Origin of the sequence: Mesorhizobium sp. M0615 (assembly GCF_040320805.1) — a bacterium.
Lineage (GTDB): Bacteria > Pseudomonadota > Alphaproteobacteria > Rhizobiales > Rhizobiaceae > Mesorhizobium.
The window spans coordinates 15,934-34,034 of the sequence record NZ_JAMYQI010000015.1 but is presented as its reverse complement, the minus strand read 5'-3'; the positions used below and the strand labels follow the sequence as shown (position 1 = coordinate 34,034).

At 64.0% G+C, this 18,101-nt stretch carries 20 protein-coding genes; 10 read left to right on the top strand and 10 right to left on the bottom strand.

The genetic code is table 11. The features are described 5' to 3' along the window. Positions 1-15 precede the first annotated feature (15 nt). Positions 16-981 (bottom strand): L-threonylcarbamoyladenylate synthase, encoded by a 966-nt coding sequence (locus NKI46_RS24660; RefSeq protein ID WP_023738475.1) that lies wholly within the window; start codon positions 979-981, stop codon positions 16-18. Positions 982-1,350: 369 nt separating this feature from the next. Here NKI46_RS24660 and NKI46_RS24655 point away from each other — a divergent pair, with 369 nt between their 5' ends. Then, on the top strand, positions 1,351-1,803 hold the full coding sequence (locus NKI46_RS24655) for a hypothetical protein (RefSeq protein ID WP_023668460.1): 453 nt from the start codon (positions 1,351-1,353) through the stop codon (positions 1,801-1,803). Positions 1,804-1,955: 152 nt separating this feature from the next. Then, the gene (locus tag NKI46_RS24650; protein WP_245259948.1) at positions 1,956-2,339 is read left to right on the top strand and encodes a hypothetical protein; all 384 of its coding nucleotides are present in this window, start codon (positions 1,956-1,958) and stop codon (positions 2,337-2,339) included. Positions 2,340-2,415: 76 nt separating this feature from the next. On the opposite strand, the gene NKI46_RS24645 is transcribed toward NKI46_RS24650, so the two are convergent. From NKI46_RS24645 to NKI46_RS24635, 3 genes are all read right to left on the bottom strand, one after another. Continuing rightward, positions 2,416-5,004, bottom strand: a complete 2,589-nt coding sequence (locus NKI46_RS24645; protein WP_023738471.1) for a glycine--tRNA ligase subunit beta — start codon at positions 5,002-5,004, stop codon at positions 2,416-2,418. A 54-nt stretch (positions 5,005-5,058) separates the two neighbouring features. Next, a complete protein-coding gene (locus NKI46_RS24640) occupies positions 5,059-5,334 on the bottom strand; it encodes a hypothetical protein (protein WP_156929806.1) in 276 nt (91 codons plus the stop codon). Between the two features lie 64 nt (positions 5,335-5,398). Continuing rightward, positions 5,399-6,343, bottom strand: a complete 945-nt coding sequence (locus NKI46_RS24635; RefSeq protein ID WP_023738470.1) for a glycine--tRNA ligase subunit alpha — start codon at positions 6,341-6,343, stop codon at positions 5,399-5,401. Between the two features lie 176 nt (positions 6,344-6,519). On the opposite strand from NKI46_RS24635, the gene NKI46_RS24630 reads away from it, so the two are divergent. Next, positions 6,520-6,981 carry a GNAT family N-acetyltransferase gene (locus NKI46_RS24630; protein WP_023687114.1) on the top strand — a complete coding sequence of 154 codons (462 nt, stop codon included), beginning with the start codon at positions 6,520-6,522 and terminating at the stop codon, positions 6,979-6,981. Between the two features lie 207 nt (positions 6,982-7,188). Here the strand turns inward: NKI46_RS24630 and NKI46_RS24625 are convergent, their stop codons facing one another. The 5 genes from NKI46_RS24625 to NKI46_RS24605 all read right to left on the bottom strand — a co-directional run bounded on the left by NKI46_RS24625 (position 7,189) and on the right by NKI46_RS24605 (position 12,421). Next, a complete protein-coding gene (locus NKI46_RS24625) occupies positions 7,189-8,964 on the bottom strand; it encodes a tetratricopeptide repeat protein (protein WP_352748349.1) in 1,776 nt (591 codons plus the stop codon). Between the two features lie 191 nt (positions 8,965-9,155). Continuing rightward, positions 9,156-9,572, bottom strand: coding sequence for a DUF1284 domain-containing protein (locus tag NKI46_RS24620; RefSeq protein ID WP_023738468.1), 417 nt, complete (start codon positions 9,570-9,572; stop codon positions 9,156-9,158). A 109-nt stretch (positions 9,573-9,681) separates the two neighbouring features. Continuing rightward, a complete protein-coding gene (locus tag NKI46_RS24615; protein ID WP_023738467.1) occupies positions 9,682-10,272 on the bottom strand; it encodes a biotin transporter BioY in 591 nt (196 codons plus the stop codon). Positions 10,273-10,651: 379 nt separating this feature from the next. Then, positions 10,652-11,320: a GntR family transcriptional regulator gene (locus NKI46_RS24610; protein ID WP_023687112.1), complete on the bottom strand. Its 669-nt coding sequence runs from the start codon at positions 11,318-11,320 to the stop codon at positions 10,652-10,654. 84 nt (positions 11,321-11,404) lie between these two features. Then, positions 11,405-12,421 (bottom strand): polyprenyl synthetase family protein, encoded by a 1,017-nt coding sequence (locus NKI46_RS24605; protein ID WP_023668471.1) that lies wholly within the window; start codon positions 12,419-12,421, stop codon positions 11,405-11,407. 222 nt (positions 12,422-12,643) lie between these two features. On the opposite strand from NKI46_RS24605, the gene NKI46_RS24600 reads away from it, so the two are divergent. The 7 genes from NKI46_RS24600 to NKI46_RS24570 all read left to right on the top strand — a co-directional run bounded on the left by NKI46_RS24600 (position 12,644) and on the right by NKI46_RS24570 (position 16,919). After that, positions 12,644-12,868 (top strand): putative signal transducing protein, encoded by a 225-nt coding sequence (locus NKI46_RS24600; RefSeq protein WP_023692106.1) that lies wholly within the window; start codon positions 12,644-12,646, stop codon positions 12,866-12,868. Further along, positions 12,868-13,662: a tRNA1(Val) (adenine(37)-N6)-methyltransferase gene (locus NKI46_RS24595; RefSeq protein WP_023745501.1), complete on the top strand. Its 795-nt coding sequence runs from the start codon at positions 12,868-12,870 to the stop codon at positions 13,660-13,662. The genes NKI46_RS24600 and NKI46_RS24595 overlap by 1 nt, the downstream gene beginning before the upstream one ends. A 120-nt stretch (positions 13,663-13,782) precedes the next feature. Beyond that, positions 13,783-14,640: a S49 family peptidase gene (locus tag NKI46_RS24590; protein ID WP_023738466.1), complete on the top strand. Its 858-nt coding sequence runs from the start codon at positions 13,783-13,785 to the stop codon at positions 14,638-14,640. A gap of 72 nt (positions 14,641-14,712) precedes the next feature. Next, on the top strand, positions 14,713-14,898 hold the full coding sequence (locus NKI46_RS24585) for a membrane protein (RefSeq protein WP_023668475.1): 186 nt from the start codon (positions 14,713-14,715) through the stop codon (positions 14,896-14,898). 26 nt (positions 14,899-14,924) lie between these two features. Then, complete coding sequence (locus tag NKI46_RS24580) at positions 14,925-15,818, top strand: 4-(cytidine 5'-diphospho)-2-C-methyl-D-erythritol kinase (protein ID WP_023738465.1); 894 nt, start codon at positions 14,925-14,927, stop codon at positions 15,816-15,818. Next, positions 15,805-16,359, top strand: coding sequence for a molybdenum cofactor biosynthesis protein B (gene moaB / locus NKI46_RS24575; RefSeq protein ID WP_023738464.1), 555 nt, complete (start codon positions 15,805-15,807; stop codon positions 16,357-16,359). Before NKI46_RS24580 ends, moaB begins: the two co-directional genes overlap by 14 nt. A 128-nt stretch (positions 16,360-16,487) precedes the next feature. Further along, positions 16,488-16,919 carry a GFA family protein gene (locus NKI46_RS24570; protein WP_023738463.1) on the top strand — a complete coding sequence of 144 codons (432 nt, stop codon included), beginning with the start codon at positions 16,488-16,490 and terminating at the stop codon, positions 16,917-16,919. On the opposite strand, the gene NKI46_RS24565 is transcribed toward NKI46_RS24570, so the two are convergent. Beyond that, a complete protein-coding gene (locus tag NKI46_RS24565) occupies positions 16,909-17,883 on the bottom strand; it encodes a hypothetical protein (protein ID WP_023726392.1) in 975 nt (324 codons plus the stop codon). The genes NKI46_RS24570 and NKI46_RS24565 overlap by 11 nt on opposite strands. Positions 17,884-18,101: the final 218 nt, after the last annotated feature.

The following is an 18,101-nucleotide window of genomic DNA, read 5'->3' as shown; positions in this document are numbered from 1 at the left end:
CGCAAACTATGGCGCTCAATCGAGCTTGTCACGGGGGGCAGCGGCACGAAACAGCCGGTCGTTGATCGCCTCGCCGAGCCCTTCGACCGGGATCGGCTCGACGGCGATCGTGGCCGCACCGCTGCGGTCGAGTTCCTGCAGATACGCGAACAGATTGCTTGCGGCTTCGCGCAAATCGCCTGACGCGGACAGGTTGCGCAAGGCGGCCGCCGCTTGCCAGCCTTCGGCGCGGTCGCCACCAAAGGCCAGCAAGGCCTCGCCTTCAGCCACACTCTGTGCATCGAGCCGCACCGATGCGCTCGGCGCATAATGCGACGCCAGCATGCCGGGCGCCTCGATGCCGGCTGTCGCGCCGCGCTGCAGCTTGATGCCGGTGACGGCCTCGATATCGGCGGCAGCGATGCCGCCTGGCCTCAGCAGCCGCACGCTGTTGCCTTCGACCTTGACGATGGTCGATTCCAGCCCGACCGGGGTGGCGCCGCCATCGACCACCAGCCGGATTTTGGCGCCGAGATCGGCCGCCACGGCTTGCGCCGTCGTGGCGCTTATCTTGCCCGAAGAGTTCGCGCTGGGCGCGGCCAGCGGCCGGCCGAGCCTGGCGATCAGCTCGCCGCCGAAGCCCCTCGGCATGCGCAGCGCGATCGTATCGAGCCCGGCGGTGACCAGCGGATGGATGCCGTTGCCGGGTCGGAGCGGCAGCACCAGCGTCAGCGGCCCCGGCCAGAACGCCTCGGCCAGCCGCTTCGACAGCGGGTCGAAGATCGCAATGCGCTCGGCCATCGCGAGATCGGCGACATGGGCGATCAGCGGGTTGAAGCGCGGCCGGCCCTTGGCTTCGAAGATGCGGGCGACGCCGACGCCATTGGTCGCGTCGCTGGCCAGTCCATAGACGGTCTCCGTCGGGATACCGACGACGTCGCCGCCCTCGAGCAGCGCCAACGCCTGCTCCATCGCTTCGCCGACGGATAGTATCTCAGCCACTCGCTTCACCTCACAGCGCCGGACCTAAAGCGCGTCGCGCTGAACCGGATTCATGCGACGCGCTTTAGGTCTTTGTTTTGATGCATGTCGTTCTCTCAAAACCGGGGCCACTTTTGAGCGACATGCATTAGAGCGGTTCAGCTGTTCGCTTAAACGCTCTAAGTATTTGTTTTTGCGCAATTCAGGACGGAAAACCGCTACTCACTTTTCCTGGAATTGCTCTAATACGGCAGTGGTTTTCGGGCAAGCCGGCGTTGGCGAATTATCAATGCCTAAAATGCTATGTTTCCCTGCAAGCCGGCATCAATCCACTGGGGTTAGGCTACTTGGGTTAGGGCTGGCAGCTTGTTGGGCAAGGGGACGGTTTCGATGTCGATGCGTGTGCTTGGAGCGCTTGGTTTCACCCTGGCGGCGATGACCGGTGGGGCGCACGCCTCGTCGATCGTCTTTCTCGGCGTCTCGACCTCGACGCCATCGGTCATCAAGGTTGGCGGATCCGAACCGGTCAGGATCGCCTCGTCGCCATCGATCGTCGCGCTCGGCGATGCCCAGCCCGATGTGACTTATGAAAAGGTCGCGGCGATCCCCGAAAAGCCTAGGCAGGACCCGATGATCATTCGCGGCGGCATCGTCGGCGGCGCCTTCGCCGCGCCGGCTCCGGCCAGGGCGAGCGCCGCGGCGCCGGCAACTGAGCCGACGGCAGAGACCGCACCAGCCGGAACTGCAACGGCATCGAACGGCAAGCCCGAGTCGCAACCGGCAGCGCCGCAGCCGGCAGCAACACCGCAGCAGCCGATCGAGGGCGTCGGCAAAGCCGAGTAGGCCATTCAGCCAAGACAGTCGGCCGATCCATGCCGCTTGACGCCGATCGACGCCCCGGCGCACGATCGGCTTGGCGGCGGCGGCCCCAATTTCGCCAATCGGGTTTGGCATGAGCGCGCCGGGTTCTAGGAGAGCGAGGGGTTATCATGAACATGACGAAATCTTTGACTGTTGCCGGCCTGTTGCTGGCGTCACCTATAGCTGTCGGCGGCGCGCAGGCCGGTGACGAGCTAGGGTCCTACGTCGCGCGCATTTCCGATCGCGACCACCATGCCAGCGACGGCTATGAGCTGAGCAGCGCAGCACAGATGGTGCGGCAGGACCGTGCCAACTGGCACAAGTTCCACCGGCGCGATGCCGACGACCAGGGCGATGACTGGTTCCGCAGCAACGATGATCGCGCGTATCTGGAACGCATGCTGAAGCGCGGTGGCGCGATGAGCTCCTCGACACGGAACGCCATCGTCAATGGCGAGCCGCTGATCCAGGTCGACGTCTATTCAGACAGCGTGCATGTCAGCATTTTGGAGGACTGACGGAGTCAGCCTCGGGAGGACTGAAAACAAGACGGGCGGCGTATGAACGCCGCCCGTCTTCGGGCTTGTCCGTCGCTTAGCCAGCTATTCTGGAGAAATCAGCCACCTGGTCGGTGGCCGTGCGGATGCGGGCGAGCAATGCCAGGCGGTTGGCGCGCACGGCCTGGTCCTCATCATTCACGAGAACACGTTCAAAGAATGAATCAACCGGTTCGCGCAGCACGCTAAGCGCCAGCATGGCGGCGGAAAAGTCTTCGTTTTGAATCGCTTCGCCGGCTTCTCTCTCCGCCTGATTCACCGCCGCAAACAGCGATTTCTCGGCCTCCTCGCGAAACAGCGCCGGCTCAACAGTCTCGGCGACGCGCGTTTTCTTCTTCTCCTCGGCGGCCAGAATGTTGGCCGCTCGCTTGGCGCCCGCGAGCAGGTTCTTGCCGTCCTCGGTGTCGAGGAAGGACCCCAGAGCTTCGACGCGACGCACGATCTGCAGGAGGTCGTCCGACTGCGATTGTCCGATCTCCCCTCTTGTCGGGGAGATGCCCGGCAGGGCAGAGGGGAGCGCGCCAGAATGAGAGGTCGGCGGGACAGCGCCCCCCTTTGTCGGCTTCGCCGCCAGCACAAGGGGGGAGATTGGCGCGCTTCCACCACCTGCCAGCACGGCGTCAATGAGATCATGCCGAGCACCCTGGTCGCGGAGATAGACTTTCAGGCGGTCGTGGAAGAAGGCGAGGAGGTCGGGGCCAAAGGCCCGTCCAGCCTTAGACGCGAGATAACTCGCCGTTTGATAGGCACTATCGAAGAGCGATGTCAGCGGCAGTGAGATCCCATTCTCGATCAGGATCCTCACCACGCCCAGTGCGGCCCTTCTCAGCGCGTAAGGGTCCTTAGACCCTGTTGGCTTTTCGTCGATGGCCCAGAAGCCGACCAGCGTGTCGAGCTTGTCGGCCAGCGCGACGGCAATCGACACCGGATCGGTCGGCACGCGGTCGGACGGACCTTGCGGCTTGTAGTGCTCCTCGATCGCCGCGGCCACGGACGGATGCTCGCCTTGCAGCAGCGCGTATTTGCGGCCCATGGCGCCTTGCAGTTCCGGAAACTCGCCCACTGCTTCTGTCGTGAGATCGGCCTTGGCCAGCACAGCGGCGCGAGCGGCGAGCGCGGTAATCTCCCCCCTTGAGAGGGAGATGTCGCCGAAGGCGACGGAGGGGGTCGTCTCGCGTGGAGCGCCAACTCCCTCTTTCTTCGAGAGACCGGACGGCGTCGCGGCAGCCGAAGCGACCCCCTCTGGCCTGCCGGCCATCTCCCCCTCAAGGGGGGAGATCGACTGCGCCACTGTTGGCGCCAGCTCTTCCGCCAGCCGCTTGATCCGCTCCACCCGCTCGCCTTGCGTGCCGAGCTTGGCGTGGAAAGTCACCCCGAGATGGTCGAGGCGGGCCATGCGTTGGTCGAGCGGCTTTTTCAGATCGAGCCCGAATTTCTTCGCCGACGCCTCGAGCTGCTCCAGATCCGGCAGATCGCCCTGGTCGGTCTTCCAGAAATACAGCGCGTCCGACAGGCGGGCACGCACCACCTTGCCGTTGCCGTGCGCGATCTCCTTGCCGCCGTCCTTGGCCTCGATGTTGGCGGTGAGGATGAAGCGGTTGGAGAGAGGCGATTGGCCAATCTCCCCCCTTGAGGGGGAGATGCCCGGCAGGGCAGAGGGGGGGGCTTCGCGCGGAGAGGTCGGCGGGACAGCGCCCCCCTCTGTCGGCTTCGCCGACATCTCCCCCTCTAGGGGGGAGATTGGGCGCGATGTCACAAAGCATTTCTGGTTGGCGCGGATGGTCAGCCGGACCACCTCGGGCGGAATGGCAAGAAAGGCCTGTTCGAATTCGCCCATCAGCACCACCGGCCATTCGACCAGGCCCGACACTTCTTCCAGCAGCCCTTCGTCCTCGACCAGATCGAGCCCGTTGGCGAAGGCGAGGTTGCGGGCGTCGGCAAGGATGATCTCCTTGCGCCGGTCGCCGTCGAGCACGACCTTGGCCGCTTCCAGCTTGGTCACGTAATCGTCGAAGCGGCGCACGGTGATTTCACCCGGCGCCATGAAACGATGGCCATAGGTGATATTGCCCGAGCGGATGCCATCGATCTCGAAATCGACCACCACCGGCTCCTCGGTCTCCGGGCCGAAGGTGCACAGAATCGTCTGCAGCGGCCGCACCCAGCGCAGCGAACCGGGCTTGGCCGAAGCCGGCCCCCAGCGCATCGATGTCGGCCAGGGGAAGCCGCGAATGATGGCCGGCACCAGTTCGGCGATGATTTCTTCCGCCGCCCTGCCCGGCTTCGAAATATGGGCGACGTAGAAATCGCCCTTCTTCGGATCGGAATGAACATGCGCCTCGGCAACCGAGGCAAGGCCTGCCTTGCGCAGAAAACCCTGCACCGCCTGTTCCGGCGCCGTCGTCGACGGCCCCTTGATCTCCTCGTGGATGTCCTTCGAGCGCGCGGTCAGGCCCCTCACATCGAGCGCCAGGCGCCGCGGCGTCCAGTATTCGCGCGCGGCGTCATAGGTCAGACCCGCCTCGACCAGACCGTCGGTCAGCATCTTCCTGAGATCGCCCGCCGCCTTGCGCTGCATGCGGGCGGGGATTTCCTCGGAGCGAAGTTCTAGCAAAAGATCAGGCATGGTTAGGCTCGCGCGACAATGGTCGGCGGGGCATAGCAACTCGGCTGGCCGCTGTCACCCTTTGCGCTTGCCGATCGTCGGCCCGGGCCGATTTTCTAAAATTTTCAAGGCGCTGTCGGGCCGCAACCAGCCCGCCCGTCCTTGGATCAAAGATTTCCATGAACCAAACGCAGCGCTGAAGCGACCAACGCTCAGGCAGGGACCTATTGGCTGAACGACCATGAAAACGGCATCGAGACTTCTCCAGATCATCGCGCTCAGCGCCTGTTTCGCCGCGCAGGTGCATGGCGCCTTCTCGATGCCGGGCGTACGGCAGGCTATGCGGACCATGGCGGGGTCGACTGGCCCGATATTGGCCCCAATCAACATTTCTCTCGAAATGATGAAGTGAGCCTCAGGCGGCGAGCCCGCCGGCCTGGGTCTGCAAAAATGCCTCGCCGCAGGCTTTCGCCAGATTGCGCACCCGCAGGATGTAGCTCTGCCGCTCGGTCACCGAAATCACGCCGCGCGCGTCGAGCAGGTTGAAGATGTGGCTGGCCTTGATGCACTGGTCATAGGCCGGGAAGACCATGCGGTGCATCGGCAGATCGTCGTTCGAAGCCGGGGCGCCGGCCGCGAGCAGCGCCTTGCATTCGGCTTCGGCGTCCTCGAAATGCCTGAGCAGCATGGCGGTGTTGGCATATTCGAAATTGTGCCTGGAATATTCCTGCTCGGCCTGCAGGAAGACATCGCCATAGGTGACTTTTTCGGCGCCTTCTCGGCCATTGAAGTTGAGGTCGTAGACATTGTCGACGCCCTGCACATACATGGCCAGCCGCTCCAGGCCGTAGGTCAGTTCTCCCGCCACCGGCGCGCATTCGATGCCGCAGACCTGCTGGAAATAGGTGAACTGCGACACTTCCATGCCGTCGCACCAGCACTCCCAGCCGAGCCCCCAGGCGCCCAGCGTCGGACTTGCCCAGTCGTCCTCGACGAAGCGGATGTCGTGCAGCAGCGGATCGACGCCGATCGCCTTGAGCGAGCCGAGATAAAGCTCCTGCAGGTTCGGCGGATTGGGCTTCAGGATCACCTGGTATTGGTAATAATGCTGCAGCCGGTTGGGGTTTTCGCCATAGCGGCCGTCTTTCGGCCGGCGCGAGGGCTGGACGTAGGCGGCGTTCCAGCCCTTGGGCCCGAGCGCGCGCAGCGTGGTGGCCGGATGGAAGGTGCCGGCGCCGACTTCCATGTCGTAAGGCTGCAGGATGACGCAGCCATAGGCGGCCCAGTAATTGTGCAGGGTCAGGATCAGCCCCTGGAACGAGCGGCTGGGATGCATATGGGCTGGACTGTCTGACGTCACGGCGGCCTCGGAAAGCGCTGAAATGATGCCATTCCCTAGTTGCCGGGCCGGTAGGCGTCAAGGCAGCGCCTATCGCCGCCTTGATGAGAGGTTGAACGCTTTGCTTCGGACTGGCCCATTGCCGGACGGTGCCGGTGGCCGTTTGCTCGCCCAGCTTCAACGACAAAGGTTCAGCCATGCAAGGCCAGTTCACCGTACGCCCCGTCACCCGAGAGGATTACGAGCAATGGCTGCCGCTGTGGGACGGCTACAATGCGTTTTACGGCCGCTCGGGCGAGACCGCCCTGCCCGGTGACATCACTGCAATGACATGGTCGCGCTTCTTCGATGCCTATGAGCCTATGCATGCGCTGGTCGCCGAGAGCGAAGGCAAGCTTCTCGGCCTTGTCCACTATCTCTACCACCGCACCACGACGGCGATTTCGCCGAACTGCTATCTGCAGGATCTCTTCACCAATGAGGCGTCGCGCGGCAAGGGCGTCGGCCGGGCACTGATCGAAGACGTCTATACCAGGGCGCAAACCGCAGGCTCCAGCCGCGTCTACTGGCTGACACACGAAACCAACCACACGGCGATGAAGCTCTACGACAAGATCGGCGATCTCTCGGGGTTCGTCGTCTACCGAAAGCTGTTCTAGAATGAGCGCCAACGCTGGGTCTGCGCCGCGTCGCTTCGCTCCTTGCTCCGCCATAGAATGACGATCGCGATAGGGCGTCTCTATCTCGTTGTTTCTGTCGCAATTCCGAACGGAAAACCGCGCACACTTTCCTGGAATTGCTCTAAGACGCCAAACCGAAAAAACGGGGCTCAGCGAGAGCCCCGTTTCATCAGAAGTATGGCCCGATCACCCTTTCGGCGCTGGCGGGGTGGCCGGCTTGACCTTCGGGGTTTCCTGCGCCGTGTTGGATTCGATCGGCGGCAGGCCCTTCATCAGCTTCTGCTGCAAAATGGCAAGCACATCGGGATCCGGCTTCAGGTCGCGCGCCTGGTTCCACTGGAATGTGGCTTCGAGCTTGCGGCCGACGCGCCAATAGGCATCGCCGAGATGGTCGTTGAGCACCGGATCTTCCGGCTTGAGCGACACGGCGCGCTCCATTTCGCGCACGGCGTCGTCGAACCGGCCCATGCGGAAATAGGCCCAGCCCAGCGAATCGACGATGTAGCCGTCGCTCGGCCTGAGGTCGACGGCCTTTTGGATCATCGCCAGGCCTTCCTTGAGGTTCATGTTCATGTCGACCCAGGAATAGCCGAGATAGTTCAGCACCTGCGGCTGGTCGGGGAACAGTTCCAGCGCCTTGAGGAAGTTCGGTTCGGCCTTGGGCCATTCCTTCAGCCGCTCATAGGCGATGCCGCGCTGATAGTAGATGTTCCAGTTGGCATTGGTCGGCGTCTTCAGCACCGCGACCGCCTTGTCGTAGAGAGTGGCGGCGGAGCGGAAATCCTCCTTCGAGGCATAGACCCCGCCCAGCGCCAGATAGGCGCGCATGTCATCGGGGTGAGCTTCGACGAATGCCTTCAGATGGGCGATCGCCTCGTCGTGACGGTTGAGATCGGCAAGGTTGAGGCCGAGCTGCAGGTCGGAAAGCTCCTTCAGCGGCGAAGAGGCTGGAATGCGGCTATAGAGAGCAATGGCGCCTTCACCGTCCTTCAACTGCTCCGCGACGGCGGCAAGCTGCACCAAAGCGGCGTCGCTGTCGGGCTTGAGCGCGAGCGCATATTGCAGATAGAGGCGCACGAACGGCTCGCCGCCGCCGCGATTGAGCGCGATGGCGAGGTCGAGCAGGATTTCAGCGGCGCCGTCGGAGGGATTGGCGACGAAGGGCTCGATCTTGTCGCCCTTGCTGATCCTGTCGCGAAGCGCCTGGATGTCCAGCTTGCCGGGCGCGAACGCCTCGGCCTTGTCGAGCACGTAGAGCGCCTTGTTCCTGTTGCCCTTGCGCGCCAGAAAAGACGCGTAGGCCTGGGCGTTGCGCATCCATGTCTCGGGCGCGGCACCGCCGGCCGTGACGTCGGTCAGGGTCGCGTCATAAAGCGCGTCGGCCTTGTCCGACAGGCCTGCGGCATCGGCGATCAGCGCGCGGTGGAAGGACTTGAACAGGCCGAACCAGTCCGGCCCCTGCAGTTTGTCGATCGAGACCATCGCCCCGGTGGGGTCGCCGGCGCCCTCTTGTGCCCAGCCGGACATGACGCCGGAAATCAGCCGGTCGAGATCGGATTCGAGCGACAGCTTGAGCCAGTACTGCGCCTTGGTGAAATCCTTCTTGTGGAAGGAATCGACCGCCAGAGCCAGACGCGAGAAGCGCTCGACGTCGGGAACTGCCTTGAGCTTGTCGGCATAGACGAGCGATTCCTCGAAGCGGCCTTGCGCGATCAGCGACAGCATCAGGCTTTGCTGCAGCGAGGTGTCGCCGGGATTGAAGGCGAGCGCCTGCTTGTAATAAGCGATGGCATTGTCGAGGTCGTTGTCGCCTTCGGCGATGCGGGCGGCGAGATAGGCGCCCGAGAAGGAGGTGATCTTGACCGGGTCGGTCGATTCCTTCGCGTAGGCAGGCAGCGGAGAAATCGCCATCCCTGCCACAATTGCCAGCCCTGCGAGCCAGCGCGCACGTCCTTGCCGCATCGTATCCCTTTCAGCCAAGCGCCATCCCGCGTCGGCGCGGAGAAGCCATAGACTCGATGTTTCCTGACAAAGCATGGCCTTTTTGGGGTCAGGCTTCAATCCGGGCCGAATTCACAATCGGGTCACCCGATTAACAAACCATGGCGACGCAGACACTGTCGGTTCCGACAATAGCAGATCGGGGTTGGGAGCTACAGCCTGACATCGCGATATCCGCCTGCCGCTATCGTGCTGCACAGGCCGGCCCACTCGCAACCCTGGCAGGCCTCACGCGTCACGCCGGCTGAAAAGGCCGCGCGCAAGGCGGCAAGCGTTGCCGCGTCGAGGCTGAGACGGACGCCCGCCTCGATGGGCCGGGCCAGCAGCTTGCCGACATCGCGTGCTGCCAGCTCGTCCCGGCCTGCGGCGCTTTCGCGCAAGCAGTGGGGCTCGGCCTCGCCGAGCAGCGGCCGACAGATGTCGTCGGGGCCGGAGACGATCAGAATATCCTCGCCCCGGCCCAGACGTTTCGCGATCACGTCAAAATTGGCGACGAAGGCTCCGCTGTAGCCTTTGCCGACATAGGTCAGCAGGCAAAGCAGATGGTGGGAGCGCAACCTGACGGTCATCGGTCAGGACGCGATGGCGGAGCCTGTTCCATCCCGATGGTATCGGGATGGGGCTCCATCTTTTTGTTTGAGCATGATCTCTTCCGAAAACCGGACTCATTTTTCGGGATCATGCTCCTGCCGGGTCCGCCTTGCCGGAAAACAGCTTGAGCGTCGCGGCGCCGAGCGCCGATTTCAACAGGCCGCCGACGAGGAACGGCAGGAAACCGAAGGCGATGGCCTGTTCGAGGCCGATCATGACGGCGAGCCAGGCCGTTCCGAGAACCAGGCAGGTGAGGTTGCCGAGGACCATGCCGGCGAAGGCGAGCAGCACGCGGTTGCCGTTCCAGCCGCGTTCGGCCAGCCAGCCGACAAGCGCGCCGACGAGCGGGAAGGCGAAGAGATAACCGCCCGTTGCCCCGACGAAATACGACGCGCCCGCTGCCCCTCCGGACAGGACAGGAAAGCCCATGGCGCCCTCGGCGAGCCAGGCGATGATGGTCATGGCGCCAAGCCGCCAGCCATAAAGTGCGCCGACCAGCGTCACGGCGAAGGTCTGCATGGTGACCGGCACCGGCACCATCGGCACCTCGATCTGGGACGACAGCGCCAGAAACAGCGTACCGAGGACGACGGCCGCGGCCTGCCAGCTATGCGAGCGGGTTTGCAGGCGCAACGGGCTGAAGGACGGCTTGGACGGCGAAAAGGCGATGTCGGTCATGGCTGCTTCCCTGGCTGGTTGAATTATAGATAATTTTTAAGTTCGATCTATTATCGAATCCAGATTTACGCGCGGATGGCAACCCCCTCGCTCTGAAACAGGCGGGGGTTGAGTGCAGAGATGAACGAAATCAGAAGGTCGGCGGGACAGCACCCCCCTCTGGCCTGCCGGCCATCTCCCCCGCAAGGAGGGAGATCGGCAGTTCGTTCGACGGCGCTTTTCCTGCAACGTTTGCGATTGGCGAAAGCATTCGCGACATCTGATCTCCCCCCTTGCGGGGGAGATGTCCGGCAGGACAGAGGGGGGTGTGAAGGATCGCGACGCTCGCGCTTGTCAAAGAGGCTGACGATTTGTCCGCAGCCGCTAGCTCCGCCGAGCCCTACCCGACGATGGCAAACGCTTCGCGCATCTTGCCCGACGCGGTCTTGACTGGTTTCTGGCCGATCCACTGCACGTGCCGGCCAAGCGTGGCGGCGGCCGATTCGGTATTGCCCTGCCGCAGCGCGCTGAGGATCGCGCGATGATCCTGGTCGGTGCGGATTTCCCATTCCGAGCGCCAGGCGGCGAACAGGAAGCGGGCGCTTGCGGCGTGCAAATCGTCGATGGTGGCGATGAGCCGCGGCATGCCGCAGGGCGCCAGGATCAGCCGGTGGAAGGTGCGGTTGGCCTCCTCCCAAGAGCGGACATCGCGGGATTTGTCGCCGGCCTTTGTGGCTTCTTCGGCAAGATTGAGAATGGAAGCTGTCAGATGCGGCGCGGCATGGCGCAGCGCCAGCACTTCGAGGGCTGCCCGCATTTCGGCGACTTCCCTTACCTCGCCGAGATCGAAAGCGGCGACGCGCACGCCCCGCCTGGGCTCACTGACCGCCAGCCCTTGCGCCTCCAGGCGCCGGAAGGCTTCGCGCACCGGGACATGGCTGGTCTGGAATTCCTCGGCGATGTGATCCTGCCGCAACCGGGCTCCCGGCTCGATCGCGCCCGATATGATGCGATCCGCCAGCACCTTGCTGATGCGCACGGCGATGGTGTCGTCTGCGGTCTTTGCCATGTTTTATAGATAATTTGCGCCGCAACCGATTGTCGAGCGGTGATTGCCCGATATTGCATGCAAACTTTTGGCGCCAAGCGCGGGTCAGTTCACCCGGCTGATGCAGAAGTCGATGACGTCGATCAGCGCCGATTTCTGCGGCGTCGCCTCCAGCGGCGCCAGCGCGTCGCGGGCGATCTCGCCGAAATGGCGGGCGCGGCCGATGGTGTCGGCAATGGCGCCATGGCGGGTCATCAGGCCGATCGCCTTTTCCAGGCCGGCATCGTCGGTGACATTGTCCTCGATGGCGCGCTTCCAGAAGGTGCGCTCGGCCTTGGTGCCGCGCCGGTAGGCGAGGATAACCGGCAGCGTCACCTTGCCCTCGCGGAAATCGTCACCGACATTCTTGCCCAGCTCCTGGCTGGAGCCGCCATAATCCAGCGCATCGTCGATGAGCTGGAAGGCAAGGCCGAGATTCATGCCGTAGGAGCGCAATGCGGCGCGATCGTTGCGCGTCGCCGATGCGATGACCGGACCGACCTCGGCGGCAGCCGAAAACAGCGCCGCGGTCTTGGCCTTGATGACGGCGAAATGCTCGTCCTCGGTGGTATCGAGGTTCTTGGCTGCGGCAAGTTGCATCACCTCGCCCTCGGCGATGATCGAGGCGGCGCTGGACAGGATGTCGAGCGCTTCCAGCGAACCGACATCGACCATCATGCGAAAAGCCTGGCCGAGCAGGAAATCGCCGACCAGCACGCTCGCCTGGTTGCCCCAGATCATGCGGGCAGTCTTTTTGCCGCGCCGCATGCCGCTCTCGTCGACGACGTCGTCATGGAGCAGCGTGGCGGTGTGCATGAACTCGACCGCGGTGGCGAGCTTGACGTGGCCCTCGCCGGAATAGCCGAACATCTGGGCCGCCGCGAGCGTCAGCATGGGACGCAGCCTTTTGCCGCCCGACGAGATCAGATGATTGGCGACCTCCGGGATCATCTCGACGTCGGAGCCGGCCTTGGACAGGATCAGTTTGTTGACGCGCCCCATATCGGCTGCTGTCAGGTCGATGAGATCCTTGATGGAGGCGGGTTCCCGCTTCCCGTTTTCGATGTTGAGAACGACACCCACCAACAAACACTCCCGTCTTTGATCACGCGTGCGACGGCACCCCTGGTCCCGCCTGGGACTCTAGGGCGGCACATACGGGCACGGCAAGAGGCGAATTGGCGCGGCTGCGGTGACGGCGTGTCAACCTTAGCGACCGCATGCCGTTGCCCGAAAACCGCTCCACACTTTTCGGCGCCATGCTCCAGCGTTTACATCAACGCTGCAACCTGCGAACTTCGTCCGATGATAGAACTCGTGCGCACCAACGATGCCGTGATCATCTCCTTTGTCGAATCGCTGATGCGCGATGCCGGGATTGCCTGCTTCGTCGCCGACCAGAACATGAGCATTCTCGAAGGGTCGATCGGTCTTTTGCAGAAGCGCGTGATGGTCGATGCCGACCAGGCCGATCAGGCGCGGCGCATCTTGAAAGACGCCGGCATCGAGAACGAAATCCGCCAGACATAATGGCTGAAGCGAGCGGGCTTACCAGCGATACGCCGGCCCACACGGTGGATGCCTTCCATCGCGGCCGCTTCTGGCTGGTCCAGCCCAGGACAGGGCATCGCGCCGGGATGGATGCCATGATGCTGGCGGCAGCAGTTTCATCCGGCTTTTCTGGACGCCTCGCCGATTTCGGCGCCGGCGCCGGTGCGGCGGGTCTCGCCGTGCTGTCGCGCTGCCCAGAGGCGCAGGTCGTGCTCGTCGAACGGTCGACCGAGATGGCAGGCTTCGCCACAACCACGCTCGCCCATCCCGGCAATGCGCATCTCGGCAATCGCGCCTCGGTGCTGACCGCCGACGTCACGCTGTCGGGCCGGGCGCGGACGCAAGCCGGCCTTGCCGACAATTCCTTCGATTTCGTCATCATGAACCCGCCCTTCAACGCGGCGCAAGACCGCGCCACGCCCGATCCGCTGCGGCGGCAGGCGCATGTCATGGACGACGGGCTGTTCGAAAGCTGGATCCGGAGTGCGGCTGCCGTCGCCAAGCCGCGCGGGGGCCTGGCCGTCATTGCGCGGCCGGAACAGCTTGGCGACCTCCTCTATGCGCTGTCGGGCCGCTTCGGCGACGCCGAGATGCTGGCCGTGCATCCGCGCCCGGAAGCAGCCGCAATCCGCATTGTCGTCAGGGCAGCGCTCGGCGCGCGCGGCAAGCTGTCGATCCGCCCGCCTTTGATGCTGCATGGGCAAACGGGCGACGGCCCGTCGGAACGAACCGAGATGATCAACAACGGACTGGCGTCGCTGTTTGGCGATTGATTTGGGCCCGTCAGTGTCGTTGCCGCAAAACCGGCACACAGTTGGCTGAGATGGATTGCAGCATTGCCGTTGACCGGCAAATCCCTACATGCGTTGAAGCCATTTGGAGACAGCCACCTCGTGAAACGCCTTTTCAACCGCCTGCTGCCGAAATCCTGGCGATCCAGCGTCGTCACCATTCCCGTCATCAGGCTGCATGGCACCATCATGGCCGGCGGCGGCCCGTTCCGGCCGAGCCTGTCCTTGGCGTCCACCGCCGCCCTCATCGAAAAGGCGTTCCTGTTCGATGCGCCCGCCGTCGCCATTTCGATCAATTCGCCTGGCGGCTCGCCGGTGCAGTCGCGGCTGATCTTCAAGCGCATCCGTGATCTCGCGGTCGAGAAGAACAAGAAGGTGCTGGTCTTCGTCGAGGATGTGGCGGCCTCGGGCGGCTACATGATCGCGGCCGCCGGTGACGAGATCTTTGCCGATCCGTCCTCCATCGTCGGTTCGATCGGCGTCGTCTCGGCCTCGTTCGGCTTTCCCGAACTGATGAAGAAGATCGGTGTCGAGCGCCGTGTCCACACCGCCGGCCAGAACAAGGCGGTGCTCGACCCGTTCAAGCCGGAGAAGAGGGAAGACGTCGAGCGCCTGAAGGCGCTGCAGCTGGAAGTGCACGAGACCTTCATCGACCTGGTCAGGGAACGCCGTGGCACCAAGCTGAAGGACGATCCGGACCTGTTCACCGGCCTGTTCTGGACTGGCAAGAAAGGGCTGGAGCTTGGCCTCGTCGACGCGTTGAGCGACATGCGCACGGTATTGAAAACCCGCTTCGGTGCGAAAACCCAGCTCAGGCTGGTCACCGCGCCGCGTGGCCTGTTTGGCCGCATCGGCCTGTTCGGCTCGAACTTTTCAGCGCCCGATATTGCCGCCGCCGCCGCAAGCGGCGTGATCGATGCGGCGGAAGAGCGCGCATTGTGGGCGCGCTTCGGGCTTTGAAAAAGCGGGGAAAGCGTCTAGCATAAGCGCTTGACAGTCTGCCTTGCCGCCTTGCGAGGGAGGAGCTTTGAAATGCCACAGATCATTTTCTTCGCAGTTGTCGGCGCCGCCGCTTATTTCGGCTACCGCACCTTCGTCCGCGAGGCCGAACGTGTGACCGCCAAGGTGCGGCGCACCGAAAAGCAGGCAGCCAACGGCACCAACGGCACGCTGGTCCAGGATCCCAAGACCGGCGAATACCGCCTGGCCAAGGACTGAGCATCATCCCGTCAGCAGCCGACAGTTTGGATGCCGCAGCCCGGACGTGGCTTGCGCCCGCCAAGATAAATCTGGCGCTGCACGTCACCGGCAGGCGCGCCGACGGGTATCATCTGCTCGAGAGCCTGGTCGTTTTCACCCGCTTCGGCGACAGGGTCGAGATCGAGCCTGCCGACGCCGACCGGTTCTCCGTATCGGGCCGTTACGCGACTTCCGTGCCGATCGACGACAGCAATCTGGTGGTGAAGGCGCGCGAGGCGCTGCGCAGGCAGGCCGGCCAGCAGAGCACGCCGCCGGTTGCCATCCGGCTGGAAAAGAACCTGCCGGTCGCCTCGGGCGTCGGCGGCGGCTCGAGCGACGCGGCGGCGGTATTGCAGGGTCTTGTGCGGACCTGGGGGCTCGACATCGGCGAGGCCGAACTGAGCCGGATCGGTCTCACGCTCGGCGCCGACGTGCCGATGTGTCTTGCGGCAAAACCGCTGGTTGCGCGTGGCGTCGGCGACGAGCTGTCGCTGGTGCCGGATTTTCCGGCGCTCGCTTTGGTGCTGGTCAATCCCGGCGTCGCCGTCTCGACGCCTGATGTGTTCAACGCACTTGAGAAACGCGACAATGAGGGATTGCCGCCGCTGCCGCGTGCATTTGACTTCCACAGCGTCCGCAACTGGCTGGAGATCACCCGCAACGATCTCGAATCGGCGGCGCAGGCGATCCAGCCGCCCATCGGCCGAGCGGTTTCCCTGCTGAACCGGGCCGGATCGGGATTTTCGCGCATGTCGGGCTCCGGCGCCACATGCTTCGGGCTGTTCGAGACCGGCAATGTCGCCAAGCGCGCCGCCGCCGAGATTCGCAGCCGCGAACCGGAGTGGTTTGTCGCCGCGACACGAAGCATCGCTTCGGAGGGGGCCGATGGCCAAAATTGACGAGAGCCGCCCGTTCATCCCGGTGCGCATCGCGGTGCTGACGGTGTCCGATACGCGCAGCCTTGCCGACGACAAATCAGGGCGGACGCTGGCCGATCGCATCGTCGAGGCCGGCCATGTCCTGGCCGCGCGCGACATCGTCACTGACGACCGGGAGAAAATCCGCGACAAAGTGCTGGGCTGGTCGCGCGACAAGGACATCGATGTCGTCATCACCACCGGCGGCACCGGTTTTACCGGCCGCGACGTGACGCCGGAGGCGCTGGAGCCGATCTTCGAGAAGCGCATGGATGGCTTTTCCGAAGTGTTCCACCGCATTTCCTACGACAAGATCGGCACCTCGACAGTGCAGAGCCGGGCGACGGGCGGCGTCGTCAACGCCACCTTCGTCTTCGTGCTGCCGGGCTCGCCCGGCGCCTGCAAGGACGCCTGGGACGGCATCCTGAAACCGCAGCTCGACTACCGCCACATGCCCTGCAACTTCGTCGAGATCATGCCGCGCCTGGACGAGCATTTGCGGCGCGGCAAGGCCGCCTCGTAAACCAAGGCAAAGTGCCGGCCAAGTGCTGCCTTGTCAGGCAGAATGGCGGCTGCGCCTGCGAAAGGATCATTTCCTGAAGGCCGCCAGGCGGGTAATCTGCCACTAGGTCCTTGAGGCGGAAAGATGCCATGACTGCGTATCGCGGCGGCTGCCATTGCGGCAACATCCACCTGACATTCGAAACCGGAATCGAGCCGTCCGAGATGGAGATCCGCGCCTGCCAATGCGCCTTCTGCGTCCGGCATGGCTCACGCGCCGCCGCCGATCCGCGGGGGCGATTGATCGTCGCGGTCGAGGACGAGGCCCGGCTGCACCGATACCGGTTCGGATTGCGCACCGCCGATTATCTCATCTGCCGGGACTGCGGCGTCTATGTCGCTGCTGTGACCACCGACGGCGAACCGAGAGCGATCGTCATCGTCAATGCGCTGGATGACCGGCCGCGGTTCAACCGCGAGCCGGTCCCGATGGACTATGATGCCGAGAACAAAGAGGGTCGCATTGCCCGGCGGCAAGCGCGCTGGATGCCGGTCGAGATCCGCTCCGGCCTCAGCGGATGACCGGTTCGCCGTGGAAGCGGCGGCGCGAGGGCGGCGAGACGCCGAAGCCGACCTCCATCATCAGCCGTGGCGTGGTGGACGGCACGGTGCCCATGTGGAAGCCGAACGGGTCCTCGACGAAGCCGAGGCCGGCCTCGCCGGTCAGCGTGACCGGGCTGTCGTCGCCATAGACCTTGAGCACGTCTTGCGCCGGATGGCCGACCAGCAGCGTCAACTGGTGCTTGAGGCTGCGCCTGTTGTGGCTGCCTTTGACATAGACATGCGGGCCGGTGCCGGCATCGCAGGGCTTGAGATAGAAGAAGAATTTCAGCATCCGCCAGTCGTCGAGATCGAAATGATATTTGCCGAGCGAGGCAAGGTTCTTGTCGGCGTCGGAAGCCTCGCCGGTCGGAAAGCTCCACCAGACACGCGTGGTGATCAGCTTTGCCTGCCCGCCCAGATAGTGCTGGGCGATGTCGAGCAGCAGCGGGTCGTTCTGGATGGCGAGTGCCGCCTTGCAGCCGAGGATGCGCTCGAAATAGTGTCCGCTGAGCAAAGAGCGGCCGAACCGCTTCTCGGCTTCTGCGTGTTCTCCGGGCATGAATTCGAGCCGGCGGTCGAAATTGCCGAAGCACGGCGTGCTCTGAGCAAAGCTGGCGATCTCTTCGTGGATTGCCTGCGGAAGGACCAGTCCGGAGAACAGGCCATCGGCGCGCAGCGCCGCGACGATCGACTTGAGGTCGACGCCCCTGAACATCGTCGCTCCGGCACTCTGCGCGGGGCGCGCGGCTTTGGCGCCAAGCCAGTGCAGTTTGCGCGCCGGCATGGTGCGGGCAAGCACGAACATCGGCAGCCATGCGGGATTTTCGCGCAGGTCGGACAGATAGGTCGGGATACGCACCGCGATGCGGCGTAGCAGGCTGCCGTTGCGGGCAATGGCCTCCAGACTGGGGGCGCCGGATTTGTCAGGGGACGAAAGGTTCATCGGGGTCCTCAGATATGAACGGCAGCAACGACGACGCGGCGCTTGCTTACCGCTCCGGCACTACCCAAACCCGATATCCCGCATCAACGGAATGCTAATCCCGCGTCAGCTTTTGTGCAATGCACAATAGGTTTTTGCGGCGAAAAAGCCGGACGGCGCAGCGGACAGTGTCAATTCCGGGGGGACGCCGACGCTGCCCCTCATCCGCCCTTCGGGCA